19 protein-coding genes and 3 pseudogenes are annotated in these 24,240 nt (G+C 69.3%); 6 read left to right on the forward strand and 16 right to left on the reverse strand.

Annotated elements, in window-relative coordinates; genetic code table 11:
- The first annotated feature begins 67 nt into the window (after window positions 1-67).
- A complete protein-coding gene (locus AQJ64_RS16085; RefSeq protein ID WP_055636307.1) occupies window positions 68-751 on the forward strand; it encodes a hypothetical protein in 684 nt (227 codons plus the stop codon).
- Between the two features lie 217 nt (window positions 752-968).
- On the opposite strand, the gene AQJ64_RS16090 is transcribed toward AQJ64_RS16085, so the two are convergent.
- Window positions 969-1,220: a DUF4242 domain-containing protein gene (locus AQJ64_RS16090; protein WP_055636293.1), complete on the reverse strand. Its 252-nt coding sequence runs from the start codon at window positions 1,218-1,220 to the stop codon at window positions 969-971.
- 131 nt (window positions 1,221-1,351) lie between these two features.
- Here AQJ64_RS16090 and AQJ64_RS16095 point away from each other — a divergent pair, with 131 nt between their 5' ends.
- Complete coding sequence (locus tag AQJ64_RS16095; protein WP_055636294.1) at window positions 1,352-2,368, forward strand: AraC family transcriptional regulator; 1,017 nt, start codon at window positions 1,352-1,354, stop codon at window positions 2,366-2,368.
- A gap of 475 nt (window positions 2,369-2,843) precedes the next feature.
- On the opposite strand, the gene AQJ64_RS16100 is transcribed toward AQJ64_RS16095, so the two are convergent.
- From AQJ64_RS16100 to AQJ64_RS16130, 8 genes and pseudogenes are all read right to left on the reverse strand, one after another.
- Entirely contained in the window at window positions 2,844-3,818 is a 975-nt protein-coding gene (locus AQJ64_RS16100; RefSeq protein WP_055636295.1) for a polysaccharide deacetylase family protein, read from the reverse strand.
- 42 nt (window positions 3,819-3,860) lie between these two features.
- Complete coding sequence (locus AQJ64_RS16105; RefSeq protein ID WP_099054044.1) at window positions 3,861-4,772, reverse strand: glycoside hydrolase family 11 protein; 912 nt, start codon at window positions 4,770-4,772, stop codon at window positions 3,861-3,863.
- 1,203 nt (window positions 4,773-5,975) lie between these two features.
- Window positions 5,976-6,464: an inorganic diphosphatase gene (locus AQJ64_RS16110; protein WP_055636296.1), complete on the reverse strand. Its 489-nt coding sequence runs from the start codon at window positions 6,462-6,464 to the stop codon at window positions 5,976-5,978.
- Window positions 6,465-6,512: 48 nt separating this feature from the next.
- Window positions 6,513-7,031, reverse strand: coding sequence for a hypothetical protein (locus AQJ64_RS16115; protein ID WP_055636297.1), 519 nt, complete (start codon window positions 7,029-7,031; stop codon window positions 6,513-6,515).
- A gap of 400 nt (window positions 7,032-7,431) precedes the next feature.
- Window positions 7,432-8,058, reverse strand: a pseudogene (locus AQJ64_RS52275) (SDR family NAD(P)-dependent oxidoreductase); the annotation flags it as partial.
- A gap of 434 nt (window positions 8,059-8,492) precedes the next feature.
- Window positions 8,493-9,371, reverse strand: coding sequence for a potassium channel family protein (locus tag AQJ64_RS16125; RefSeq protein ID WP_055636299.1), 879 nt, complete (start codon window positions 9,369-9,371; stop codon window positions 8,493-8,495).
- A gap of 304 nt (window positions 9,372-9,675) precedes the next feature.
- Window positions 9,676-9,789: pseudogene (locus AQJ64_RS52280) on the reverse strand (acetylxylan esterase); the annotation flags it as partial.
- 73 nt (window positions 9,790-9,862) lie between these two features.
- Complete coding sequence (locus AQJ64_RS16130; RefSeq protein ID WP_055636300.1) at window positions 9,863-12,094, reverse strand: alpha-L-fucosidase; 2,232 nt, start codon at window positions 12,092-12,094, stop codon at window positions 9,863-9,865.
- Between the two features lie 528 nt (window positions 12,095-12,622).
- Here AQJ64_RS16130 and AQJ64_RS16135 point away from each other — a divergent pair.
- The gene (locus AQJ64_RS16135) at window positions 12,623-13,345 is read left to right on the forward strand and encodes a FadR/GntR family transcriptional regulator (RefSeq protein ID WP_055636301.1); all 723 of its coding nucleotides are present in this window, start codon (window positions 12,623-12,625) and stop codon (window positions 13,343-13,345) included.
- A gap of 115 nt (window positions 13,346-13,460) precedes the next feature.
- On the opposite strand, the gene AQJ64_RS49060 is transcribed toward AQJ64_RS16135, so the two are convergent.
- The 6 genes and pseudogenes from AQJ64_RS49060 to AQJ64_RS16160 all read right to left on the reverse strand — a co-directional run bounded on the left by AQJ64_RS49060 (window position 13,461) and on the right by AQJ64_RS16160 (window position 19,077).
- A complete protein-coding gene (locus AQJ64_RS49060) occupies window positions 13,461-13,790 on the reverse strand; it encodes a hypothetical protein (RefSeq protein WP_055636302.1) in 330 nt (109 codons plus the stop codon).
- A gap of 1 nt (window position 13,791) precedes the next feature.
- Window positions 13,792-13,977 carry a hypothetical protein gene (locus AQJ64_RS16145; protein ID WP_157881043.1) on the reverse strand — a complete coding sequence of 62 codons (186 nt, stop codon included), beginning with the start codon at window positions 13,975-13,977 and terminating at the stop codon, window positions 13,792-13,794.
- Window positions 13,978-14,055: 78 nt separating this feature from the next.
- Window positions 14,056-14,270 (reverse strand): annotated as a pseudogene (locus AQJ64_RS52025) (transposase); the annotation flags it as partial.
- Window positions 14,271-14,304: 34 nt separating this feature from the next.
- Entirely contained in the window at window positions 14,305-15,270 is a 966-nt protein-coding gene (locus tag AQJ64_RS16150) for a glycoside hydrolase family 6 protein (RefSeq protein ID WP_055636304.1), read from the reverse strand.
- Between the two features lie 95 nt (window positions 15,271-15,365).
- Window positions 15,366-17,390: a glycoside hydrolase gene (locus AQJ64_RS16155; RefSeq protein ID WP_055636305.1), complete on the reverse strand. Its 2,025-nt coding sequence runs from the start codon at window positions 17,388-17,390 to the stop codon at window positions 15,366-15,368.
- A 52-nt stretch (window positions 17,391-17,442) separates the two neighbouring features.
- Window positions 17,443-19,077: a glycoside hydrolase family 43 protein gene (locus AQJ64_RS16160; RefSeq protein WP_211286487.1), complete on the reverse strand. Its 1,635-nt coding sequence runs from the start codon at window positions 19,075-19,077 to the stop codon at window positions 17,443-17,445.
- Between the two features lie 467 nt (window positions 19,078-19,544).
- Between AQJ64_RS16160 and AQJ64_RS16165 the strand changes: the two genes are divergently transcribed.
- Together AQJ64_RS16165 and AQJ64_RS16170 are read left to right on the forward strand one after the other, a co-directional pair.
- Window positions 19,545-21,188 carry a glycoside hydrolase family 27 protein gene (locus tag AQJ64_RS16165; protein ID WP_055633136.1) on the forward strand — a complete coding sequence of 548 codons (1,644 nt, stop codon included), beginning with the start codon at window positions 19,545-19,547 and terminating at the stop codon, window positions 21,186-21,188.
- A 74-nt stretch (window positions 21,189-21,262) separates the two neighbouring features.
- Window positions 21,263-22,522 carry a CE1 family esterase gene (locus tag AQJ64_RS16170; RefSeq protein WP_206189668.1) on the forward strand — a complete coding sequence of 420 codons (1,260 nt, stop codon included), beginning with the start codon at window positions 21,263-21,265 and terminating at the stop codon, window positions 22,520-22,522.
- On the opposite strand, the gene AQJ64_RS16175 is transcribed toward AQJ64_RS16170, so the two are convergent.
- On the reverse strand, window positions 22,479-23,519 hold the full coding sequence (locus AQJ64_RS16175; protein WP_059202733.1) for a M15 family metallopeptidase domain-containing protein: 1,041 nt from the start codon (window positions 23,517-23,519) through the stop codon (window positions 22,479-22,481). The genes AQJ64_RS16170 and AQJ64_RS16175 overlap by 44 nt on opposite strands.
- 44 nt (window positions 23,520-23,563) lie before the next feature.
- Between AQJ64_RS16175 and AQJ64_RS16180 the strand changes: the two genes are divergently transcribed.
- A complete protein-coding gene (locus AQJ64_RS16180) occupies window positions 23,564-24,046 on the forward strand; it encodes a hypothetical protein (protein WP_157880891.1) in 483 nt (160 codons plus the stop codon).
- Window positions 24,047-24,240 lie beyond the last annotated feature (194 nt).

Below are 24,240 nucleotides of genomic sequence, written 5' to 3' on the forward strand. Positions count from 1 at the left end.
TGTGGTCGCGTTCGGAGCCGAGCAGTGGGTGGGCCTGTCGACTCTGCGCGTCGGCAGGCTGAGCCGGATGTTCGTCCACCGGCCGCTCGGACCGGAGGCGGTGCAGGGCTTGGTCTCTCGTCGGCGGCTGCGTTTCGACGGCTGGATCGCCGGCATGGGTACCGCCTCCGGCACGCGCATCGTGCTGGGCCACTGGCCACATTCCCCGTTCGGACCGTTCAGCGACGTGATGATCGAATGGCCCGACGGGCAAAGGCTGCTGCTGGCTCCCAGTCGCGAGACGGCCGACTTCGTCACCGCCACCTACACATTCGACTCGGTGCGCCTCGTCCCGGTCGAGGTGCGCGTCGCCGGTGCCGGCTGGACGGTCGCGGCCGGGCCACTCGACCTGCGCTTCACCATCGGCCGGCGCCGGGCTACGGGGCTCTTGCTGTGTGCCGTACCCCCCGCCCTCGCCCGTCGCCCCGCGTGGGCGGCGCTGACGGACTGGCCCGCCCGTGCCCTGCTGCCCGGCGTGCGGACGCGGGGCAGCGCCGGTGCGGGGCGCCGTGAGTGGTACGGCGCGCGGGACGTGCGGGCGATCCGCGAGGTGTCGGCAGCCATCGCGGGCACCGACCTCGGTGGGCTGACGTCCGTCGAACCACCGGTCCGCTTCGGATTCGGCTCGGTGCCCAGACGTCCCGGCCTCACCCGGGTCACGACGACCGTGGAACTCCGGCGGGGCCGGGGCGGGCGGCGGGAGCACCGGTGACACACAGCCACACATGGGCGGCCAGCGGGCCGTGCGGAGGGCGTCACGAACGCCGGGTCCGCTCCGTCCGCTCCCGGTGATCGTTTCTGCCGGGCCGTCGTACACGCGAACACCTGGCGCGGAGGGGGTGGCGGCCGGGGGCGAGTCCTCCGGCCGGGAACCGAACCCGTCGGCCGAAAGAGCCCCCGCGCCGCCCGGTTGTTCCGGCCGGCTTTTCTCAGTCGCCCTCCTCAACGGGGAAGATGTCATCGGCGAGCAGGCCGTGCGCCTCCTGGTGCACGGCGCCGGCGGCCTCCGCCGAGGGTGCCTCGATGAGGCAGAAGACCTTTCCCTCCGGTTCGTTGACCCAGTAGCGCAGGTAGCGGACCCCGAACCTGTCCTGCGTCTGCAGATCCGCCCTGTGAGCCCTTGCTGCGTCTTCCGCGGTGACGCCACCGCTGATCGTGTGGACGTCGAGGTACAGCGCCATGGTGCGTTCCCTTCGGGTGGTGGGCACCCTCGGTGGTGCCACACTTGATACTCGTGACGGCCGGCAGGAAGAGCCATGACCGCACGACCGGGGCTCCTGGCCGTGGCCCCGGAGATGGCTCCGGAGGGACGGTGACCCGGCCCGCGACGGCGTGGACCGCGCTGGACGCGGCGCTGCGGGGCCTGCGGCTGGACGGAGCGCTCTTCTTCCGCGCCGAGTTCACGGAGGGATGGGCCTACCGGTCACCGGCGCCCGACGAACTCGTCCGGATCCTCCGACCGGGCGCAAGGCGTTTGATCGTCTTCCACATCATCGCCGGTGGGACGTGCTGGGCCCGGGCCCGGAGCGGGGAACGCCTGTGGGCCCGAGAGGGAGACGTCGTCGTGGTGCCCTACGGTGAACAGCATGCGATGGGAGGGGCCGAGACGGCGGAGGAGGTGCCGATCCTCGAACTGCTCGACCCACCCCCCTGGCGGACCCTGCCGGTGCTGCGACATGGCGCGGGCGGCGGACGTACCGACATCGTGTGCGGCTATCTGCACAGCGACCACCCGCTGTTCAACCCTGCCCTACGGGCGCTGCCGCCCCTCTTCGTGGTGCGCCCGCCCGAGGGACCGGCGGCGACGTGGATCAGATCCAGCATCGATTACGCCCTGGCGGCCGGTTCCCCGGCACCGGGCACCGACCGGACGGCGACGAAGCTGTCCGAGCTGGTGCTGCTGGAAACCCTCCGACTGCACCTGGCCACCGCGCCGGCGATCGACACGGGGTGGCTGGCCGCGCTCGCCGACCCGGTCCTCGCGCCGGTGCTGGCCCGCATGCATGCCGCGCCGGACCACCACTGGACCGTTCAGCAGCTCGCCGACACGGTCGCGGTGTCCCGGTCCGTACTGGACGAGCGCTTCCGCCAGGTACTCGGCCGCTCACCGATCCGCTACCTGGCCGACTGGCGGATGCACCTGGCCGAGAACCTGCTCGCCACCACAGGGCATTCGGTAGCCGCCGTGGCGCATCGGGTCGGGTACGACTCGGAGGAGGCGTTCAGCCGCGCCTTCAAACGCGCCCACGCCGTGGCCCCCGGCACCTGGCGCCGGGAACAGCTGACCGGGACCGGGCACCGGGACCAGCACGGTCACCGGCACCACTGACACGTCATCCATGAGGGCACCCATCTGATCCGGCGCATCGTGATCGGCCGTTCCCCGCCGTCGCCGTGGACCGTGACGCCGGTCGGTCAGGTACCTCACTCCGCGCGTGCGCGCGGGCTTCGGCGTCCGCCGTGCCCTGCCGGTGCCCCGGGCACCCGCGGCCGAACGAGGATGTGCTCGCTGTCGAAGGCCTCCCGAGCACATGCCGCCCGCCCGATCACGGACTCGTGAGGGTCCGAAGGGCCACCACACCATCACCGGAAACCGTGACGCCTGCGCTGTCACCTCTTCCCCGGTCCCGTGACACGTGCCGTCGCCGGTCGTGCCGGATGCTCCATCGGCCGCGCCCTCACCATGAACCCGGTGTCCTGATCTCTACGCGGGGTCGGCGTACGCGTGACGGAGCAGTGGTCGTCCGGGGTACGGGGTGGCGCGGCAGCCCCCTGCGCTGCCGCGCCACCCCGCGTCACCGGGCTCAGGTCGCGGTGCAGGTGACGGTGGGCCAGGTCCGGTTGCCGTTGTGTTGGACGGTGACGCCCCAGTTGTTGCCGCTGCCGTTGGGTGTGGCGGCGAGGACTTGGGCGCTGGGGTAGGTGGCGTTGATGTTCCAGGTGGAGAGAATCTTCGCCGGGGACGGTACGTTCATCGTCACGGTCCAGTTGCTGGAGCCGGAGACCGAGACGTTGAGGTTGTAGCGGTCGCTCCACTGCGTGCCGGCGGAGAGGGTGGCGGTGCAGCCGCTGCCGCCACCGCCGCCACCGCCGGGGGCCACGGCCCGGCCGGTCTGCGGCGAGATCATTCCGGCGCACAGGCCGCGAGCGGCCAGCCCCTGGGCGATCCGCGGGATGGCCGCGAGCGTGTTGGCGGACCAGTCGTGCATGAGGATGATCTGACCGTTGGTGAGTCGGGCGGCGGCCTGCACGATCGCCTCGGTGCCGGCACCGTTCCAGTCCTGTGAGTCGACGTCCCAGATGATCTCGGTGAGCCCGTACTTGGCCTCTACCGCTTTCACCGTCGCGTTGGTCTCGCCGTAGGGAGGCCGGAACAGCGTGGGTGTGCCACCGCCCGCGTTCGCGACGGCCTGCTGGGTCCGGGATATCTCCGAGTCGATCGTCGCCTGGCTCTGCTGGGTCAGGTGGGGGTGGGTGTAGCTGTGGTTGCCGACCCACATGCCGGCGTCGACCTGGGCCTTGACCTGGGCCGGGTTGGCGGCGGCGTACTGCCCCTGGTTGAACATCGTGGCCCGCAGCCCGTTCTGCTTCAGCGCGTTGAGCAGGGCGGGGGTGTTGCCGGACGGACCGTCGTCGAAGGTGAGCCCGACGTACCCGTTGCAGGTGGCGGCCTGTGCCGGTGCGCCGCTGTCGACGGTGAGGACGCCCGCCGCTGCCAGCGCGACGACGGCCAGTCTCGTGATCAGGGAGCGTAAGGGAAGGTGGGGCATGGTCGTCATGGGGAAGGGCCCTTCAGCCTCGGTGGGGCGGGGATACGGGGCTCAGGTCGCGGTGCAGGTGACGGTGGGCCAGGTCCGGTTGCCGTTGTGTTGGACGGTGACGCCCCAGTTGTTGCCGCTGCCGTTGGGTGTGGCGGTGAGGACTTGGGCGCTGGGGTAGGTGGCGTTGATGTTCCAGGTGGAGAGAATCTTCGCCGGGGACGGTACGTTCATCGTCACGGTCCAGTTGCTGGAGCCGGAGACCGAGACGTTGAGGTTGTAGCGGTCGCTCCACTGCGTGCCGGCGGAGAGGGTGGCGGTGCAGCCGCTGCCGCCACCGCCCGAACCGGCCGTGCCCAGCGTGATGTTGGAGCTGCCGCTGCTCTGGTAGCCCTCGGTGGCGAGGATCATGTAGTAGGTGAAGCTGCCCAGCGTCAGCCCGGCGCGGGCCCAGGCGTCGAAGTGGTTGCCGGTGGTGATGGTCCCACCCGTCCTCTTCGACTGGCGGACGCTCCAGTACTGGTCGAAGGTCTTGGTGCCCTCGACGGACGGGGCGTTGTACCGGGTCGTCTTGTAGATGTCGTACGTGCCGCCGTCGCTGGTGACGGTGCCCAGGAACGTTCCCGTGGGCCGGTAGGTGCCCCAGTTGTCGACGATGTAGTACTCGACGAGCGGGTTCGACGTCCATCCGTAGAGGGCCAGGTACGCGTTGCCGGACGGATTGAAGCTCCCCGAGTAGGTCACACTCCGGCGCCCACCGGTGCTCCAGCCCTTGCCGGCCACGAAGTTGCCGGTGTTGCTCCACGAGGTGCTGTAGTTGCCACCGGAGCCCAGGTTCATGGAGACCGTTCCTGGACTGTCCGTCCAGAACGAGTAGTAGTAGCCGTTGTTGGTGCCGGTCTGGTTCGTGGTGACGACCGTGTCGGCGTGGGCGGTACCAGGCAGGATCAGTGCGGCCGCGGTGACCAGCAGCATGGTGCAGACCCCACTGACGGTCCGCCGGAATCGGTCGAGCAACCCGAAGAGTTCGTGCCTGCGCCGCTTCGGGAGTACGGGTGCGGGTGTGCCGTTCATGCGCGTGCTTCCTCCTTCGGCAAGGGGGCGGCTCTGTTCACCGGGAGTGTTGGTATGCCCCTGCCAACTGTCAACAGTTTCGGCACATCTTTCGAAACATTCGGCCGTCCGAGCGCTCTGTTGTGAGCGGAACATGCCGGAACATGCCTGTTCAGTGCGGGCTTTCGAGTAAGGCGACTGCGGTCCACGATGAGAGCGCTCTCAGCTGATGATCAGGAGATCCATCCAACTCCGAATGTTTCGAAGGTGTTCCGGAGAAGGAGATGCTCCGCGGACTGTGCACGGGTGCCGTGGGAGCGTGCGTCGGGTGGGGACACCGAAGCCTCCGCAGACGGTGGCGGAGATCCTCGCGGCCGCTCGGGGTCTGGCGGTGCCCTTCGCACGGCCCGCCACGACGAGGGGTAAAGCGATGGCACTGCTCGGCGTCCCCGTTGCCGGTCGGGTGCCGGCGTGACCGGGCCCCGGAGTCGCACGACCTCAGCGCGCCGGGCGTGGACACCTCGCCTTCGGACACGGCATCCACCACTGCCTCGGTGCCCCCCTGCCCGGCTGGAGGGCCGCATCGGCCTGCGAACCCTTCCGGGGGGCGGGGGCCGCGCGGTCGACGACGGTGAGGTCGTGGGTGGCCTGCGGCGGGCTCGGTCGGGGAGGCGTCACCCGGAGCGGTCGGGTCGGTGACGTCGGCGTCGGCGACCGCGGCGAAGTACGGCTCGTCCGTGACCACCGGGATCGCGAGCCTGCGAGTGCGGTGGCGACGGCGGTGTCGATCGACTCGTTCGGCTCGAACCGGTCGGGAACGGGGCCGAGCAGCGAGTAGACGTCGAAGTAGGTCGTCTGGTTGCCCTGGGAGGGGGCTGTGGCCGTTGGCGGGGTCGTCGTTCGCGACGACGCAGACGTTCCCGGGCCGCGTCGGGTCGGCTCCGGGGCCGCATGCCGCTCTGGAGCCAGAAATCGGTTCCCGGAATGTCACCGCCCGGGATGTCACCGCCGGGGTGTCCCGCACCTTTCAGGTGACCGTGGCCTGCCCCGCCCCGAAGGGGGACCGGGCGGACCCTCACCGAACCCCGCACCGACCCCGCCCGCTGCGTTCAAGTCGGAGGAGGCTCAGTGAGGGTGTTCCGTGGCCCGTCGGCGGGACGCGTCGATCTCCGCGTACGCCTGCTCACGGCCCTCCCAGTGGGAGCCCTCGACCGACTTGCCTGGTTCCAGATCCTTGTAGACCGCGAAGAAGTGGGTGATCTCCAGCTGGTCGAAGGAGGGGATGTCGCCGATGTCCTGCACCGTCGCCCATCTCGGGTCGTGGGCGGGCACGCAGAGGATCTTCTCGTCCGGGCCGTGCTCGTCCCTCATGACGAACATGCCGACGGCCCGGCACTCGATGGTGCAGCCGGGGAAGGTGGGTTCGCCGGTCAGGACCAGGGCGTCGAGCGGGTCCCCGTCGCCGCCGAGCGTGTGATCGATGTAGCCGTAGTCGGCCGGGTACTTGGTCGAGGTGAACAGCAGCCGGTCCAGCCGGATGCGGTGCAGTTCGTGGTCCATCTCGTACTTGTTGCGGGATCCCTGGGGGATCTCCACGATCACGTCGAACTCCATGGCGGCCTCCTCGCCCCGTCGATGTCCTGGACGCGGGGCCCGTGTCGTTCACCCGGTCCGGCGGGTGGGATGCACGGGGGCGCTCTCCTCCAGCTGGAGGCCCTCACGCAACCGTCGTAGATCGTCCGCTGACCGGCCCAGTCCGTTCAGCTGCAGCCGGGCCGATTCCGTGCGGGCATCCGGGTGCACGGAGAAGGCCAGGTTCACCGACTGGTACACCATCCACTGGTCGTAGGCCAGCAACCGCTCCGCGTACGCCTGTGCCTCCACGAGGTCGGGGTCGGTGAGCGGCAGCTGCCGCAGCCGGGCCCGCAGACGGAGGAGGGCCGAGCTCGCGTCGCCGCAGTCCCGGGCGGCTTGGCCGGAGACGGGGCCGGGCTCCCCGCACGCGGCCACCGCGGCGTCGGCAGGCCGCTGGGCGGCCACCGCCTCGTCCAGCACCGCGAGCAGCGCTCGCAGTTGGGCCGGGCGCGACGGGCGGGGAGGGGTGGGGCGAGCACCTCTGCGGGTGAGCAGGAGGACGCCCCGCCGCCGTCGGATGCCTTCGCCGGGCGAGAACACGGGCATGGTTCCTCCTGGTCGCCACGGCTGGACCAGGGATCGTCAGCGGACCCGTCCGCGGTTGCGGTGAACCCGTCACTGGCGCGCCCTGAAGGGCGGTGCGCCCTTCCATTGTGCGCCTGCCGCCGTTGCGGGGCAGCCCGTCGCCGTTGGCCGTGGGTCGAACGGGCACGGCTGTGAACAGGGCGGCGGCGCGGACAGCGACACGGAAGGCGCCCGAAGGGGCCGTCTCCACATGCGGGGAGCAGGTGTCGGACGAACGAAGAACCACAGGATCATGCTCGACCTCGTCCTCACCGCTTGACCAAACACGCCGAACGCCCGGCTCCGCTCCCGGTTGTCGGATGACGGGCTGCGGTCGGGCGGCCTCGTGCTCGAGGGCGGGGCCGAGCGGGAGGCCGCCGTCGATGACGAACTCCGAGCCGGTGGCGAACGAGGTGTCGTCCGAGGTGATGAAGAGCAGGGCCCGGGTGATGTCGGCGGGTTCACCCAGGCGCGGGATCGCGAACGGCTCGGGGGAGCAGAGGTCGGAGATCGGGGTGTCGCTGCCGGCGGCGGGTTCGGTGATGAACGGTGTGGCGACGACGCCGGGGTGGATGGCGTTGACGCGGATGTGGTCGCGGCCCAGTTCCAGGGCGGCGGTTCTGGTCAGGCCGCGTACGGCCCACTTGCGGGGCCGGCGCTGCTGTAGGTGATGGTGTGGGTGTCCCAGTCGAGGAAGGTCGTCACGGCGGTGGTCGATTCGGCGCCGTGGACGGAGCGGGCGTACAGGGCGAGAGTGCTCAGGGCCTGGGCGGGGCTGTCGGTTCCGGCGCGGGCGGCATCGCCGGCTGCAAGGGCCGGGGCGACCTCGCGTTCGAGGGCGTACGCCCGGCGGATACGTTCGTTGACGTCCTGTAGTCACCAGGCGCACGATCAGCGCCCCGCAGTGGCCGGGCAGCGCGGGATCCCCCGTGTCGTGGCGGAGCAGTGCCATCGTGTCGCGCTCGTCGGCGGCCACGACACGGGGCGTCGACGCCCGGGTCTCCGGCATGCCGGCCGCGGTCGGCTCGCCGGGGTCCTCAGGGATACGTCGAGGATGCAGGGGCCGATCAGCTGTCCGCGCTGTCGGCTCCCGGTGGCGGTCACCACGACCCGTCCGTGGCCCCGACCGTGCCCGCCGACGCCGCCCCGCGCGTCCGGCACCGTCAGGGGCCTTCTTCAGCACGTCTCCGTCGGGGGGACCATGTCGCCCTCCGCCACCAGGATCGTCGGGGCGGCCGCCCCCGAACAGGACGAGATCAGAGGGGCGCGCTGTTGCCGCGACACCCGCCGCCACACCGGGGTCCGCGGTTCCGAGGGGATCTCGTTGGGCAGGTGGCTGGCTGTCATGGCGCCTGGTCACGGACGTCGCGGAGGCGCGCCCGGAAATGGCGCTGCCTGCGTCCCGACGGACGGTTCCCGCTTCTCAGGGTGCCCCCTGCCCGCTCAGGGCTGAGCGCCGTCGCGGCCGTGGTCGGCGGCGTAGGCGGCGAACACGGCCGTCGGCGGGCCGCCCGTGTGGAGGAATCGCTGGTCGAGGATGGCGGCGAGGTCGTTCAACGCGCCGGTGAGCAGGGCACCCGCCAGTCGCACCTCCGGCCGTTCCGCCGCCTGGCCGCGCTGGGCGAGCACGGTGGCGTAACCGACCATGGCCGCCAGCGACGAGTGGTCCTCCCCGTCATGGAAGTAGTAGGCCTCGGCGTACTGGGTGAAGTCGATGCGGACGCGCGCGACTTCGGTGGCCAGACTCTCCAGCAGCAGCGCCCCCGCAGTGCCGTCGATCTGCGGCGTCGTCGGATCCGCGTCGCGCAGCAGGGCCAGTCGGATGGCCAGGACCCTTCTGCGGGTCAGCGCCGGATAGATCTCCAGCACCCAGGAGACGGTGGCCGTCAGGAGCGCGAAACCGACGAGGGCCTCGAGCGGGGACACCAGACGCAGCCAGCCCTCGTCGGGTGCGATGTCGCCCAGCCCCAGGGTGGCCACCGTGACCAGCGACAGATACAGGGAGTCGAGCAGCGCCGGCTCCTGCGCGGCCTTGGAGCCGGGCGAGAAGGTGAACGCCCCGGGCATGTGGGGCCAGTAGACGATCGCCCAGCCGAGGACGACGGTGAGGGCCCACATGCCCACCACCGTGACCATGGCGAGGGGCCCGACGAGTCCGACCACGCGGCCGGGGGCGCGGAAGCGCCGGGCAAGTCGCCACAGTGCCGTCATGACGAGCCGGCTCAGGCCACCGTGGCGAGTGGGGTGCCAGAGCGTGTGGAACAGGTCCCGCAGGGTGATCATGACGAGCCCGGCGCCGACCAGCGAGACCAACCACTTCATCCGTGTCTCCCCACGGCTGTCGAACGGACGGAATCCCGATTCCGGAGCCTAGGGCAGGTGGGGCTGCGGCGGGCACGCCACGCTCATCCGCCCGGATCATGCGCCCACAGAACGAGCGTGCAGGTCTCCTCGGGCGCGACGGTCACCGCCCGGTGGGCCAGCACCACGCGGAGGGGGGCGTTCGAGGTAGGCGGATTGCCCCTTGTCTTCTGACGAGGGGAAAAAGGTCGTCATGCGAGACACAGTGACGTCGGACCAAGACAACGATTCCGGTGGTGCCGGACGGGCAGGTGTGGGCGGCGCTCCATGTGCCCGGGTTCTGCCAGACGTCGCCGGACACGTTCAGCAGGGCACGATCGTAGAAGCTCCGGTACGTGACGTCAGGCGGGCCTCCGTTGTGGTTGCGCACCATGCCAAGGCGCAACCCGGTGGTACGGCCGGAGGCTCGCGCCAGGATCTGTGCTGCCACGTCAGCGGCAGCGGTCCCGCGGCTACAGCGCGGTGAAGGTCCACTGCAGGTTGGTGCTGTTGCCGTAGGTCCACTGCTTGGTGACGGAGCCCGAGGCGACGTTGCCGCCGCCGTCGAGGACCAGGCCGGTGGCGCGGTTGGCGATCGAATGACGTTCGCCGCCCCGGTGGGTGATCCTCCACTGTTGGCTGGTGCCGCCGTTCCAGGGGGCCTGTCTGGCTGCGGAGCCGTCGGTCGTGGCGCCCCAGCCGTCGGCGACCATGCCGTTCGTGCGGTTGACCAGCCTGTAGTAGCCGTCTGCGACAGCCTCCGCATGCCACTGCAGGTTCGAACTGCCGTCCCAGGTCCACTGTTTGAGGTTGGCCCCGGAGGCGACGTTGCCGCCGCCGTCCAGGGCGAGACCGTTGGTGACGTTGGTGATCCGGAAGTACGTCGCCGGGTTGAACTGAACCCTGAGAGAGGTGACCTTGTCGTTGTTGCCGGTGACCCTGAGGTCGGGGTTGTCGGCGGTGAAGGTCCAGGAGGTGCCGGTGAAGTTGTCGTCGGAGTAGCCGATGACCTGGTAGCCGGGGGCCGGCCGGAGGGAGGAGAGGGTGCGCGGGCCCGGTCCGGCCGCGGTCAGGTCGGCCGCGGTGTAGTCGCCGACGGTGAGGACGGCGGCGTTACCGGTGTAGTTGACGTCGGTGAAGGCGATGGCGCCGACGAGCGGCCGCAGGCCAGGGATCGTGCCGGAGAAGGTGAGCTTCAGGACGTAGGCACCCGCGCTGTACGGCGCCGAGGACGGCAGGGCGACGGTGAGGCCGGAGGAGTGCTGGGCCGGAGTGGGCAGGTCGATGTAGGTGCCGGCGGTGGAGCCGAGGAGCTTCACCGAGGTCAGCGAGGAGAGGTCGATCCGATCCGAGCTGAGGGTCTTGATCGTCAGAGTGGTGCCGGGCCAGCCCAGGACGGTGGCGTAGAGGACGGTGTCGGCCTTGTTGCGGGTGAAGCGGATGTCCTGGGGCGTGCCGGCGTGCGGGGTGGTGAACGCACCGCCGCCCATCTTCGTCGGTCCCTCGCCGTACGCGGTCCACGCCCGGGTCGAGTACACGGACTCGCCGAAGCGTTTCAGATGGTCCCCGATGCCGAGCAGGATGTCCTTCTGCGCCTGGGGGATGGTGCCGTCGGCCATCGGCGCGATGTTCAGCAGCACGTTGCCGTTCTTGCTGATCCGGTCGAGGAACGAGTGCAGCATCTGGGGGATGCTGTAGTAACCGATGCCCTGGGTGTAGCACCAACTGCTGCTGGAGATGCTGTCGTCGGTGAGCCAGTACGGGGCGGTCAGATCGCCCGGGCCGCCGCGCTCGTAGTCGAAGACCTCGCCCTTGCCGTTCATGCCGTCCTTGTAGGTGGCGACGACCTCGCGGCCCCAACTGTTGGCCTGGTTGTAGTAGTACGACAGGAAGTTCAGGCGTTGCGTCTCGTCGACGGCGTCCAGCTTGAAGTCCTGCCAGAGGATGTCGGGCTGCGCCCGGTCGATGACCTCCTTGAGTTTGTCGTACCAGAGCTGGTTCTCCGCGGATGAACCCAGCTGCCCGTAGAGCTTCTTGAGACCGGGGTCCGTCTGGCCGGGGACGAATTCGTAGAAGCCGTTGAAGTGGTACGCGTGGTGCATGGCCACCAGCAGCTTCAGGCCCCTGGCGCGGATGGCCGTGGAGAACAGCTGCAGCAGGTCCAGCCCTGGTCCCTTGTCCACCGAGTTCCACTCGTTGACCTGGCTGTCCCACATGGAGAAACCGTCATGGTGCTCGGCGACCGGGCCGGCGAACCTGGCGCCCGCGTCGACGAACAGCTGCACCCACTCGTCGGGGTCGAACTTCCCGCCGGCCGACTTCAGTTTCGGCGCGAACTGCACGGTGTTGCCCGCCGGGTCCTTCGCTCCGTTGATGAAGTTGTGGTACGGCCATGCCGAGGGCCGGCCGTAGGTGGCGATGTGGTGCTGGTTGGCGTTGCTCCCGGTCTGGTACATGTTGCGCGGGTACCACTCGTTGTCGAAGGCGGGGACGCTGAAGGCGCCCCAGTGGAAGTAGATCCCGAACTTCGCGTCCTGGAACCACTCAGGGGCCGGCGGGTGCTGGTCGACCGAGTTCCAGTCGGGTGTGTACGTGCTGGGCGCCGCCTGGGCGATGTCGGCGCCTAACACACCTCCGGCAACGGCCGCCGTGGCCAAGCAGGTTGCGGAGGCCAGGAAGTGGCGTCTGTTGATCGAGCTCGACATGGACACATCCCTGATGCGGAAGGGGACAGGGGGAATGCAGGGCCACGCATGAAGGTCGGCCATGTCGCCATGGGATGTCAACCAGCGTGCAGGGATGAATACCCCTTATTGCTAAGGGTTTTGTCCCACTTGTCATCCTCTTCATGCGCATTGCCTTCACCAGACATGCGATGTCTGGCAGGCAGTTCATGGTCGGTTCCCCGCTGGCGGATCTCCCGCGACCGGCCCGTCGGGGGGCATGAACCACGGCCACCAGGACGCCCCGCCGGCCCTGGACACCCGAGCTCGGGCGATCGCCGAGGTCCGCGCGGCGCATGGCACCCCCCGCCCGCGGCCGCGATCACCTCCTTGCACACGCATCCCAGTATCATCAACGTCACCCTCGGCATGCGGACTCCGTAACAGGCCGGACGAGACGCGAGACTCCATGATCAGCAAGTCCCGGACGGCCTCTGGGACGATCTCCGCACTCAGGGGCTGATCAGGTCGGACGTGCTCACGGGGCACGGTGGGGGGAGGGGATGGGCGGTGTCTCTGACGGACAGGGCTATCGAGGAGATCCGTGAACTGATCCGGACCGGTGCGCTGCCGCCGGGATCGAAGCTCCCCCCGGAGCCGGACCTGGCGGCCCAGCTGGGTCTGTCACGCAACCTCGCGCGCGAGGCGGTCAAGGCGCTGGCCGTCGCCCGAGTCCTGGAGGTCCGCCGCGGTGACGGCACCTATGTCACCAGCCTGCAGCCCAGCCTGCTCCTCGAAGGGCTCGGCGGGGCCGTGGAACTGCTGCAGGGCGACTCGGCTGCCCTGCAGGACCTCATGGAGGTACGACGGCTCCTCGAGCCCGTCGCCACCGCGCTGGCCGCCACCCGAATCTCGGACGACCAACTGGCCGACGTCAAAAGCCACTTGGACGCCATGCGGGAGGCCCGCGACGACGTCGAACTGCTCAACGCCCATGACGCCGCCTTCCACCGCGCCGTCGTCGCCGCGACCGGCAACGAAACCCTGCTCACCCTCCTGGAGAGCGTCTCCGGCCGCACGCTGCGCGCCCGGATCTGGCGCGGTCTGGTCGACGACAAGGCTGCGGGACGCACGCTCGCCGAGCACGAGGCGATCTTCAACGCCCTGTCCACCCGTGACTCCGCCCTCAGCCAGGCCGCCGCACTGCTGCACGTGAGCAACACCGAGCAGTGGCTGAGGGAACACCTGCGCTCCGGCGAGCCCCTCCCCTTCGGAACGGCAGCGCGGAACTGACGGGCAGGCGCTGCAACCGTTCGGCTCCACCAACCGGGCGGTCAACACACGCCCTTCGACATCGCCGACACCAAGACGTGCGTACCGCTCCGGCCCGAGGTAGGGGCGCAGCGAGTCATCGGTCGAGGTGGGTGAGGGTGTGCCGCCGGCCGCGGCGGCCGGGGCGGGCGACGCGCTCGCAGGCGTTGAGGGCGGTGCGTACGGCGCGGTCGCCGACGGCGGGGGCGTGCACCCGCCATCCGTCCGCGTCCAGGGCCCGGACGAGCGCCTGGTGGTCGCGGTCGCTGACGTACGGCTCACCCCGGTGACCGGTCGGCCTGCCCGCCGCGTTCCGGTACGGGGTCAGCAGGGCGGCGGCCTGCGCCGGGAACGCCATCACGCCGTCGAGGAACACCGTGGCCGTGGTCAGCCGCGGCGTGGCCGGTCCGGTGAAGCGCCGGTGCACGTCACGCAGGCATGCGGCCGCGGCCCGGTGGCTTTGTGGCGAGTTCCGTGTCGATGAGCAGCGCGGGGGTGATGTGCTGCGGCAGCAGTTTCTTTCCGATGAGGTCGGCATGGGTCTTGAGGCTGTCCTCGCCCCTGGCGGCGTCGAGGAAGGACGTGATGCCCGAGGCCAGGAGCGTGTCGGCCATCCTGGCCTGGGCGGCCTCGATCCGGTCAGGACCCGGCGGCGGAATCACCCCAAAGACGAGCCCTTGCGTGTTGTCCTTGAGTTGGTCGAAGACGCCTCCCTCCCGCCGGCGGGCGAAGTGGGCGTGGACGGTGTTCCCGTGCGGGTAGTCGTGCGGGAGGTGACGCCAGGGGATCGCGGTGCGGTTCGCGAGAGGACCGCGTCGAGCAGAATGCGCAGGTCATGGTCCGGCGGTCGGCAGATGTCCGGTCCGCGTCCGCGGCGCTCGGCCCGCCACTGCGCCAGGTCTGTCTCGGGGCCTGTGGAACTGCGGCGGAGCGGTGCCGCCTCAGTAGCCGTAGATCATCTTGTAGGCGACCTCGGGGAGGAACTGTCCGGCCGAGGAGCCGGTGCCGACGCCGCAGTTGCCGTCGGACTCACCCGGGACCTTGATCCACAGGAGCATCTCGGCGCCTCCGCCCAGTCGGCTGGGGGTGCCGATCCGGCGGCCTGAGGGGTTGCACCACTGGCCGTTGGAGCCGTTGCCGTTGCGGCTGGTGTCCACGACGAACGGCTTGGTGTAGCCGTACCGGGCGTTGAGTTCACTGTTGACGGCGTTGCCGTACGCGGTGTTCTCGGCCGTGGTCAGGTAGTTGGAGACGTTGAGCGAGAAGCCGTGAGCCTGGCGGACGCCGGCTTCGTGCAGGCGCGTGGCCATGGTCGCGGCGCTCGCCCAGGCCGGGTTGCCGGCGTCGAGATAGACCCAGGTGTGGGGAGCCTGGCGGTTGAACTCGGAGAGCGCCCCGGTGAGCATGGCCTCGCGTTCGTCGATCTGGGCCTGGGTCATACAGCCGTAGTCCCCCAGGGAGTCCGGTTCGAGGACGACGACAGCCGGGCGGCCCGCGATCCCGCCCGCGAACTGGGCGATCCAGTTCGTGTAGGCGGACGGCGAGGAGGCTCCGCCCGCGGAGTGCCCGCCGCAGTAGTCGCGGTTGTAGATGTTGTAGGCGACGAGGATGGGCAGCTTGTCCCTGGCGTCCGCGGCACCCACGTACGCGCCGGTGGCGGTGCCGATGGTGCCGCTCCAGGAGCCGAACCAGCGGGCCGTCGGGGTGTTGGCGACGGAGGCGCTGATCGCGGGCGCCCGGCCGTCGCCGGGGTTGGCGGCGACCCACCGTTTCGCGCTGGAATCCGGGTCCACGTAGAACCCGTTGGTCATGGTCGTCGGGTCGGCCGCGTGGGCGGGCGGTGCGGCGGCGAGCGCGAGCGGCAGCGCGGAGAGCGCGGCCACCAGGGCGAGCAGTCTGCTGCGCATGACGGTACCTCGGCTTTCTGACAGGGATGCGTCCGATGGCCGGCGATGAGCGTGGGGAGCGCTCCCATCGGAAGCACTCCCCACGGCATGGTCGGTCAGCAGGTCGGGTTGGTCTGGGTCAGGAGTCCGAGCCGCCACGGGAGGAGGTTGTAGTCGCCGCCCGCGTTGGGATTCACGCCCTGGTAGAGGTACTGGAGCCGGCAGGACGGGATGGTGAGTGTCTGGTCGTAGCCTGCGCGGATCATCTCGCCGTGGCTGATGTCCCGGGTCCAGGAGCCCGCGGGGAAGCTGACGTTGTTCGCCCGCGCGAAGGGGTTGCTCTCCGATGCGGCGAGCTGCGTCCAGGAGCCGGCCAGACTGGTGGTGGTCCAGGAGCGGAAGTAGCGCCGCCCGTCGGATCCGATGGCCTCGACGAGGAGCAGGTACTGGTTGCTGTCCTGCACCTTGTACACGTTGCTCGCTTCGAACAACGCGTACTTGGAGTCCTGCAGTGCGATGACCGTGTTCGTGAACCCGTTGGGGAACTGGCCGACGGTCGTCTGGGACCGGTACAGGTGTCCGTTGTCGTCGGAGGAGAACAGGTAGCAGTTGGCGCTGTCGCAGATCACCCACATGTCGACCCAGTAGCCGCTGCCGATGTTCTGCCGGATGATGTCCGGCATCGACGAGTAGAAGTTGCGCGGGGCGCTCCACCCGTTGGGGTTGCTGATGTCGGGGTTGGTGGAGTACGAGGCGTTGCCGGTCTGGTAGACCAGGTACCACAGGCGTTGCGGCGCGTTGTAGAAGACCTGAGGCGCGGCCCGGTAACCGGACCCGATGGCGGTGCGGTCCAGGTAGTGGTGGGTGGCCGAGCCGGCCTGGGACCAGTCGCTGAAGCTCAGATAGACCAGGTTGTAGCCGGAGGAGCTCGCGGTACTGGCGAACACGTGGTACTTGCCGTTGTACTGGACGACCGTCGGGTCCTTGATCCCGGCGATGTTGTGGGTCGAGTCCGGCTTCGGTGCGATCAGCGGGCCGCTGGAGCTCCACGAGTAACGGCTGGGCAGAGCAGCGGCGTCGGGGGCGCTACGGGTGGTGGCGGGTGTGCCGCCCAGCGTCGTCAGCGCCGCGTTGTACGCCGACTTCTTGTTGCCGTTGCGGTCGAACAGCAGCGGGTTCTCGCCGCTGCGCCAGGAGTCGCTGTCGCGGATGCCCCAGACCGTGATGCCGGTGCAGCGCGTGACGTTCATGCAGGCCCTGACCGTGTTCGCGTACGCGGTCGGCGACGCCTGCGCGATGTCCAGTTCGGTGATCTGGACGTCCACGCCGAGTGCGGCGAAGCTCGACAGCGTCGTCTGGAAGCTGCCGGGGGGACCGCCGGCGCCGAAGTGCGCCTGGAGGCCGACACAGTCGATGGGGACGCCGCGTGCCTTGAAGTCGCGCACCATGCGGTAGACGCCCTGGGTCTTGGCCGCGTTCCAGTCCTCGATGTTGTAGTCGTTGTAGCAGAGCTTGGCTGCCGGGTCGGCCGTCCGAGCCGTGCGGAACGCCTGCTCCAGGAAGCCGTTGCCCAGCACGTCCCGGAAGACCGAGCTGCGGAGCTGGCCGCTGGAGCCGTCGGCGAAGGCCTCGTTGACCACGTCCCAGGAGTGGATCCGGCCCTTGTAGTGGTTCATCAAGGTGGTGATGTGGTTGTTCATCACGCCGCGCAGGGTGTTCGCGTCCCTGATGGAGCCGACCCAGCCGGGCAGTTGGGAGTGCCACACCAGGGTGTGGCCACGCATGCGCTGACCGTGGGACGTCGCCCGGTTGACGATCTGGTCGCCGGGGCCGAAGTTGAACGAGCCGCGGGACGGCTCGGTCGTGTCCCACTTCATCTCGTTCTCGGGTGTGACCGAGTTGAACTCACGGTCCAGGATGCCGGTGTACGTGCCGTCGCCGAGCCGGCCTGCGGCCACGGCGGTTCCGAAGTACCGTCCGGACTGGGCCGCCTGGGCGCCCAGGGTGGAGGCCCGAACGGTGTCGGGCGTGTCGGGCGTGTCGGGCGCGGCGGTCGCCGTCCCGGGTGTCACCAGGACGGTCGCGGCCAGCAGGCCCAGGACCGAGGCTCGGCGACAGCCGAGCCGTTTCAGCGGGTTCATGGTTCTCCTCGTGGAGTGGGTGGGGGGTTGAGTGGTGCGATCGGTGGACCGTTCAGGGCGTGGTCAGCTCGAACCGCGCGATGCGCACCGAGCCGCCGAGTGCCTGGGTGGCGTGGTTGAAGAGGGCGAATCGGTAGCCCATGAAGAACCGCCAGTCGTTGCCCAGCGAGAAGGCGGGCCCGAGGCGGGTGAAGGTGGTGCCGTCGGTGCTGTAGGAGAAGGTGCCGAGGCGTCCGGTGCCGGGACGGATGTCCGCGCTCGCACGCAGCCAGACCCGGTTGCCCGACACGGCCGCGCTCGCGGCCTCGGTGCCGGTGCCGGTGGTGTTCCAGTTGGTGTCCATGGTCAGCCCGTTGACCATGGACACCCGCGTCCCGGCGCCGTCGCGCTTGACGCCGATCCAGGCGGAGGAGTCACGCAGCAGCGCGAGTCCGGCCCGGTCGCCGTCCCGCATCGCGGTGTGGTCGAGCTGGACCGTGGCGGTGGAGGTGGGGCCCTGGATGCGGTGCGTGAGGGTGTTGCGGGCCCAGTAGAGATCGTTGGTGACGGTCGCGGTCTGCAGGGTCAGGCCGTTGTTCACCGACCATTTGGTGTTGTCCGGGTTGTGGTTCCACTCCCATCTCGGCTTGAGGGCCGTGCCGTCGAAGGTGTCGACGCCGATCAGGGGGGTGACCTGGCGGGGCGGAGGGGGCACGGCAGGGCTGGGATATGTCAAACCCCATGCGCCGTTGACGAGTTGGACGACGGGCCAGCCGTCCGACGTCCAGGTGACCGGTGCCAGGGCGGGCATCCGGCCGCCGGGGTAGGCGTCGACGAAGGCCAGGTAGTACCAGGCGCCGTTCTGCGTCTGCACCAGTCCGCCCTGGTGGGGGACGCCGCCGCCGGGTATCGGTCCGCGCAGGTCCAGCAGGACCTGACGCATCGTGTACGGACCGAAGGGGCCGCTCGACGACTTCAGGACGTACTGGCCGTTGGCCGGGCGGGTCAGGAAGATGTAGTACTGCCCGTTGATCCTGTAGAAGCGGGAGCCCTCCAGCGTGCCGACACTCGGCGGAGTGGTGAACACCTGCTGTGTGCGGACCTGGGTGCGGCCGTCGGGCGAGAGCTGGGCCACGTTGATGGTGGTGTTGCCGTATGCCACGTAGAGGGTGTCGTCGGTGTCGACGAGTAGCCCCGCGTCGTAGTAGGGGGTGTTGATCGTCGTGAGTCTGCTCCACGGCCCCTCGGCGGCGGTGGCGGTGTAGACGTACGTCCGGGCGAAGTCGATCTGGCCGAGCCAGTAGAAGGTCCGGTTGCTCGGCCGGTAGGCCAGCGACGATGCCCAGATGCCCCGGACGTAGCCACGGGCGCCGTTCAGGTCGTACTTGGCGCCGAAGTCGAGGACGGGCACCGAGTGGCCGGCGATCTCCCAGTTGACCAGGTCGTACGAGCGCAGGACGGGTGCGCCCGGCGAGTAGTGCATCGTCGAGGCCGAGGCGTAGTAGGTGTCACCGACGCGGATGACGTCGATATCCGCGAAGTCCTGCCAGATCACCGGGTTGTTGAAGGCCGCCGCGGTCCCGAGGGCCGGCCCTTGGGCGGAAGTGGTGCCGGGGGCCGCTGCCGGAGGCAGCAGGGCACCGGCGGCCAGGCCGGTGGCGGCCGTCAGTGCGCGCCGGCGGGACAGGATGTGATGAGTCCATGACATCTGCACGGGTGGCGTTCTCCCTCTGTGACCCAGCCGTCGACGGTTGGAGTTGTCCGGAGGTGCCCTGCTGGTTCGTGCGGAGCGGCCGCTCTGTATACGAGATGTCGAACACGGATCGGCTTGTCGAGCATTTTGGATGATAGGGGGCCGGTGAATGCCGTCAATACCTCTCGCATGAATCGATTGATGCTTCGAAACATTCGGAGCTATTTGATCCCATGTTCCCGCTGGCCAGTTGCCCGGATGGTGCAGATGCGCGACCTTCCGCACGTCTGCATGGCCGGATTGTGGAGGCAGTGCAGTGATGGGTGTTGACATGCTCGATGACCCCCCTAGTATCCGTGAGGCCGCAGTTTCCGAATCATTCACGAAATTTCGAACCGGCATCCCCCTTCTTCAGTGTCATGGACGTGACATCGATCTTCGCGTCGCACGCCCATGGCACCCTTCCGCGAAAGGAGCGCTTGGTGCCCAGACGGTCAGGCGGACGACTGCTCCGCCTCCTCGCGACCATCGTGCTGACGGCCACCGCGTCCGTGACGGCTTCCGCTCACTCCACTGCTTCGGCCGCGCCCGGCAGCCCGGCGCTTGCTCCACCGTTGGGCTGGAACAGCTGGAACAGCTTCGGGTGCGGGGTCACGGAGGCGCAGGTTCGCCAGGCCGCCGACGCGATGGTGTCCTCGGGGATGCGGGACGCCGGTTACCGGTACGTGGTGATCGACGACTGCTGGTTCGACCCGCAGCGTGACGCGGCGGGCAACCTGCGGGCCGCGAGCAAGTTCCCGAGCGGGATGAAGGCTCTCGGGGACTACATCCACGGCAAGGGGCTGAAGTTCGGCATCTACCAGGTGCCGGGCGAGCGCACCTGCGCGCAGACCAGCGGTGCCTATCCCGGGTCGACGGGCAGCAGGGGGCACGAAGCCCAGGACGCCGCCACGTTCGCCGCCTGGGGTGTGGACTACCTCAAGTACGACTGGTGTTCCTCCAGCGGCACCCGAGACGAGCAGGTCGCACGGTTCACGGTGATGCGCGACGCACTGCGTGCCACCGGGCGGCCGATCGTCTACAGCATCAACCCCAACAGCTTCCACGCCATCACCGGTGCCACGTACGACTGGGGCGAGGTCGCAGACCTGTGGCGGACGACCGAGGACCTGCTCGACATCTGGCAGAACGGCAACACCAACAGCTATCCGATGGGCGTCGGCAACGTCCTTGACGTCACCGCACCACTGGCGGCGCAGTCGGGTCCAGGGCACTGGAACGACCCGGACATGCTGGTCGTGGGCCGTCCCGGCCTGTCACTGACCGAGTCCCGCTCGCACTTCGCCCTGTGGGCGCTGCTGGCTGCCCCGCTCATGGCCGGCAACGACATCCGCACCATGTCCGCCGACGTGAGCGCGATCCTGCGCAACCCGCGGCTGCTGGCGGTGAACCAGGATCAGCTGGGCGCGGGCGGGCGCAGGGTGCGCGACGACGGCAGCACCGAGGTGTTCGCCAAGCCGCTGTCCGACGGCTCGGTGGCGGTGGGCCTGTTCAACCGGGGAGAGACCACCGCGGCGGTCAGTGCGACAGCAGCTCAGGTAGGTCTGTCCGGCGGGCCGTTCACCCTCACCGATCTGTGGACGGGCGCCACGTCGAGTACGGCGGGGCCGATCTCGGCGAGCGTCCCCGCGCATGGCGCGGCCGTGTTCCGGGTGAGCGGTGGCAGCCCGCTGGCCGCCACCACCTCGCGGCTGCGCGGCAACGGGTCCGGCCGCTGTGTGGACGTGGACAACGCCTCCACCGCCGCCGGGGCGACAGTACTGCTCTGGGACTGTCATACGGCCGCCAACCAGCTGTGGACCACGTGGGCCGGCGGCGAGATCCGCGTCTTCGGCGACAAGTGCCTGGACGCCTACAACCAGGGCACCACCGACGGTACCCGTGTCATCACCTGGCCCTGCAACGGCCAGGACAACCAGAAGTGGTCCACCGGTTCCGACGGGTCGATCCGCAACGTCCACGCCGGGCTGTGCCTCGACGTCGACCGGGCCGGCACCGCGAACGGGACCCCGCTGCTGCTGCGGACCTGCAACGGCCAGGCCAACCAGAAGTGGACCCGCGCGTGAGCAACCACAGCCTTGAGAAGGGGAGTTTCGCGATGACGAGGACAGGATCCCTCTTATGGTCCGCCGTGATCGCGGTGGTGGTCGTCCTGAGCATGGGAGGCACGGCACTGGGCCGCGGCCAGGGCGAGAGCACCCCGCGCACGGTCTCCGCCATGGCGGCCGCGTCCGCCGGCGCCGCTGCCCCGACCGCAGGGTGCGGCAAGGCTCCCGCCCTGACGAGCGGAACGCACACGATCCAGAGCGGCGGCAAGAACCGCAACTTCATCCTGCGCGTTCCCGACGGCTACGACCGCAACCGCGCCTACCGGCTGGTCTTCGGGTTCCACTGGCTGGGCGGCACCTCCACCGACGTCGCCACCGGCCGGACCGTGGAAACGGGCAGCTGGGCCTATTACGGGCTCCAGCGACTGGCGAACAACAGCACCATCTTCGTCGCACCCCAAGGCCTCGACAACGGCTGGGCCAACGCCGGTGGGGAGGACGTCACCTTCGTCGACGACATGATCAGGCGCATCGAGACGGATCTGTGCGTCGACACGACACAGCGTTTCGCCCTGGGATTCAGCTACGGAGCCGCCATGTCGTACGCCCTGGCGTGTTCCCGCGCGACGGTCTTCCGCGCGGTCGCGGTGCAGAGCGGCGGGCAGCTGAGCGGATGCAGCGGTGGCACCCAGCCCATCGCCTACCTCGGGGTGCACGGCCTCAGGGACAACGTCCTCGGCATCTCCGGCGGACGGGCGTTGCGGGACAGGTTCGTCAGGAACAACGGCTGCACCGCCCAGAACCCGACGGAGCCGGCGCAAGGCAGCCTGACGCACCGGGTCACCACCTACTCGGGATGCTCGGCCGGGCATCCGGTCACCTGGGCTGCGTTCGACGAAGGGCATATCGCCGCGCCGCAGGACGGGGCCGCAGGAGACAGCGGATCCAGGACCTGGGTGCCGCAGGAGGTCTGGAAGTTCTTCACGCAGTTCCAGACCTCCAACCCGCCGCCGGGGCCGGCGACCTGCCGGGTCACCAGTACCGTCAGCGCCTGGAACACCGGCCTGACGTCGAACATCACCCTCACCAACACCGGCACCACCGTGATCGACGGCTGGTCCCTCGCCTTCACCCTGCCCGACGGCCAGACCGTCACCTCCGGCTGGAACGCGGACTACTCGCCCGCCTCCGGCCGGGTGACGGCCAGGAACGTCGCCCACAACGCCACCATCGCTCCAGGCGCATCGGTCGGCATCGGTTTCCAGTCGGCCCACACCGGCAACACCGCTCCGCCGAGCTCCTACACCCTCAACGGCACGGCCTGCGCCACGACAGCGACGGCGCCGAAGTGACCGACGGTTCGTCGGCGCCCGATTCGGCCGCGGCCGTGGTCAGGCGCGGCACTGGAACGAAGTGCCGTGTCGGTCGGTCAGCGGGGTTCACCGGGAAGTGTCGGGCACCTGGGAGGGGGGCGAGCTCGAAGTGCATGAAGTCCTTGATCCTCTCGTACTCGCCGCCCCAGACCACGCCTTCCTTGAACTTGATCATCTTGATCACCTCGAGGGGCAGATTCAGGAAGCCCTCCAGGGTCCAGATCGTGAGTTCCTTCTCCGGCAGGTGCGTACGCAGGTAGATGTAGTCCGCGACGTCCGGGCCCGCCTCGTAGGCCTTCCTGGCCTGCGCGTACTGCGCCTGTGCCAGGGCCACACGGGCCGCTTCCCCGGTGGCCTCGGCGTTGGCGAGCTCATCGGCCGCCCGCTGCACCGCGTCAAAGAGGGACGTCGCCTTCGGCTCGATGCCGGCGAGCCGGATTTTCAGGTCGTAGGAGGCATTCTTGAGGACTTCGTCACGCTGTTCGAGGACGATCTCGCGGTCCTCGCGTGCGGCGAGCCGATGGTCGACGGCGTCCCGGCGCAGATCGACATGTTCGGTTGTGTGCCGGTTGATCACCTCCATGACCCCGCCCAGGGTGATGTACGCATTCCACGTCGCGTTCACATCGATCGCGAGCCCCCAGGCATGGTTGCTCAGCCGGTCGGCGCCGTGGATGGTGCGCGGCTGGAAGCCGTAGACCGTCGCAACCCCGTAGCGTTCGGCGTCGGCGTCGAGTGCGGTCAGATCGGACGGCGACTTCTCAGTGGCCGCCTTGAGCCGCCGTAGCAGCTCCCGGTGGATTCCGGCCTCGACCCGTACCCCGAAGAGCTCGACGGCCGGTTCGATCTCACGCCAGTACCGCATGGGATCCGGGGTGCCCTGCTGGTACATCAGCGCGCGGATCTTCCGGAAGTAGGGGAACGGCTCCATCCGTACACCCGGCCGGCCGGCCATCGCCGTGAACGGGTCCTGCAACGCACGAGCTCCTCCCACTCACGCAGGATGACGCGCTCGAGTTCGTGCAGGAACTCGGCGATGTGCTCGGCCAGCCGAAGCGCCCGCTGGTCGTCTTCGCTGCCGAACCGGGCGAGATGGCCATCGGGTTCCGGATCGGACTGGATGATCTCCGCTGTCAGGGAACACAGAGTGAGGGAGAACCCACGCCCCCGCGCGCTCTCCAGGAGCGCGTCTTCGAACTCGTCCCCGGGGGTGGTGGTACTGGACAGACGCAGGTCGAGGGCCGTCTTCTCCGCGCTGCTCAACGGGTCGTGGAGCGAGGGCTGGCTTCTCAAATGCTGCCGACCAACGCGCTGGGTGGGCATTTCTTCAAGAACGAGGGCAGTGTTTTCGAGCCCCGGGACGACGGGCCTGTCCTGTTCAGTATCGGCGCGGGAGTCGACCGGAAATCCCTGCTCCTGCGGAGAAAGAGCAAGGTCAGCGAGTTCACGTATCGGAGTCTTCTGCCGGCGGCCTGCCGGTCCGATGCGGACGAGGTGTCCTGAGCCGGTGCGCGACAGGACTGATGCGTTCCCGGGCTGCGAGAACGAGCAGCGCAGGGAGAAGCCGACCAGGCTCGAACGCCTCACCCCGGCCCGTGTGCCCCAACCTCGTGGAGCCGGTCGCGGAGGGCCGCCCGGGACCAAGAACCCACGTCCCGCACCCAGCTCGGTGTCGTTGGTGTGACGTTGGGGAGCGC

It is taken from the genome of Streptomyces griseoruber (assembly GCF_001514205.1).
Taxonomy (GTDB): Bacteria; Actinomycetota; Actinomycetes; order Streptomycetales; family Streptomycetaceae; genus Streptomyces; species Streptomyces griseoruber.

Bases quoted from the DNA above. Each gene is read 5' to 3' on its own strand.
- AQJ64_RS16150 (WP_055636304.1), bottom strand. From the start codon at position 15,270: ATGCGCAGCAGACTGCTCGCCCTGGTGGCCGCGCTCTCCGCGCTGCCG.
- AQJ64_RS16155 (WP_055636305.1), bottom strand. From the start codon at position 17,390: ATGAACCCGCTGAAACGGCTCGGCTGTCGCCGAGCCTCGGTCCTGGGC.
- AQJ64_RS16125 (WP_055636299.1), bottom strand. From the start codon at position 9,371: ATGAAGTGGTTGGTCTCGCTGGTCGGCGCCGGGCTCGTCATGATCACC.
- AQJ64_RS16100 (WP_055636295.1), bottom strand. From the start codon at position 3,818: ATGACGACCATGCCCCACCTTCCCTTACGCTCCCTGATCACGAGACTG.
- AQJ64_RS16115 (WP_055636297.1), bottom strand. From the start codon at position 7,031: ATGCCCGTGTTCTCGCCCGGCGAAGGCATCCGACGGCGGCGGGGCGTC.
- AQJ64_RS16160 (WP_211286487.1), bottom strand. From the start codon at position 19,077: ATGTCATGGACTCATCACATCCTGTCCCGCCGGCGCGCACTGACGGCC.
- AQJ64_RS16105 (WP_099054044.1), bottom strand. From the start codon at position 4,772: ATGCTGCTGGTCACCGCGGCCGCACTGATCCTGCCTGGTACCGCCCAC.
- AQJ64_RS16145 (WP_157881043.1), bottom strand. From the start codon at position 13,977: ATGGCCGACACGCTCCTGGCCTCGGGCATCACGTCCTTCCTCGACGCC.
- AQJ64_RS16085 (WP_055636307.1), top strand. From the start codon at position 68: ATGTTCGTCCACCGGCCGCTCGGACCGGAGGCGGTGCAGGGCTTGGTC.
- AQJ64_RS16110 (WP_055636296.1), bottom strand. From the start codon at position 6,464: ATGGAGTTCGACGTGATCGTGGAGATCCCCCAGGGATCCCGCAACAAG.
- AQJ64_RS16130 (WP_055636300.1), bottom strand. From the start codon at position 12,094: ATGTCGAGCTCGATCAACAGACGCCACTTCCTGGCCTCCGCAACCTGC.
- AQJ64_RS16090 (WP_055636293.1), bottom strand. From the start codon at position 1,220: ATGGCGCTGTACCTCGACGTCCACACGATCAGCGGTGGCGTCACCGCG.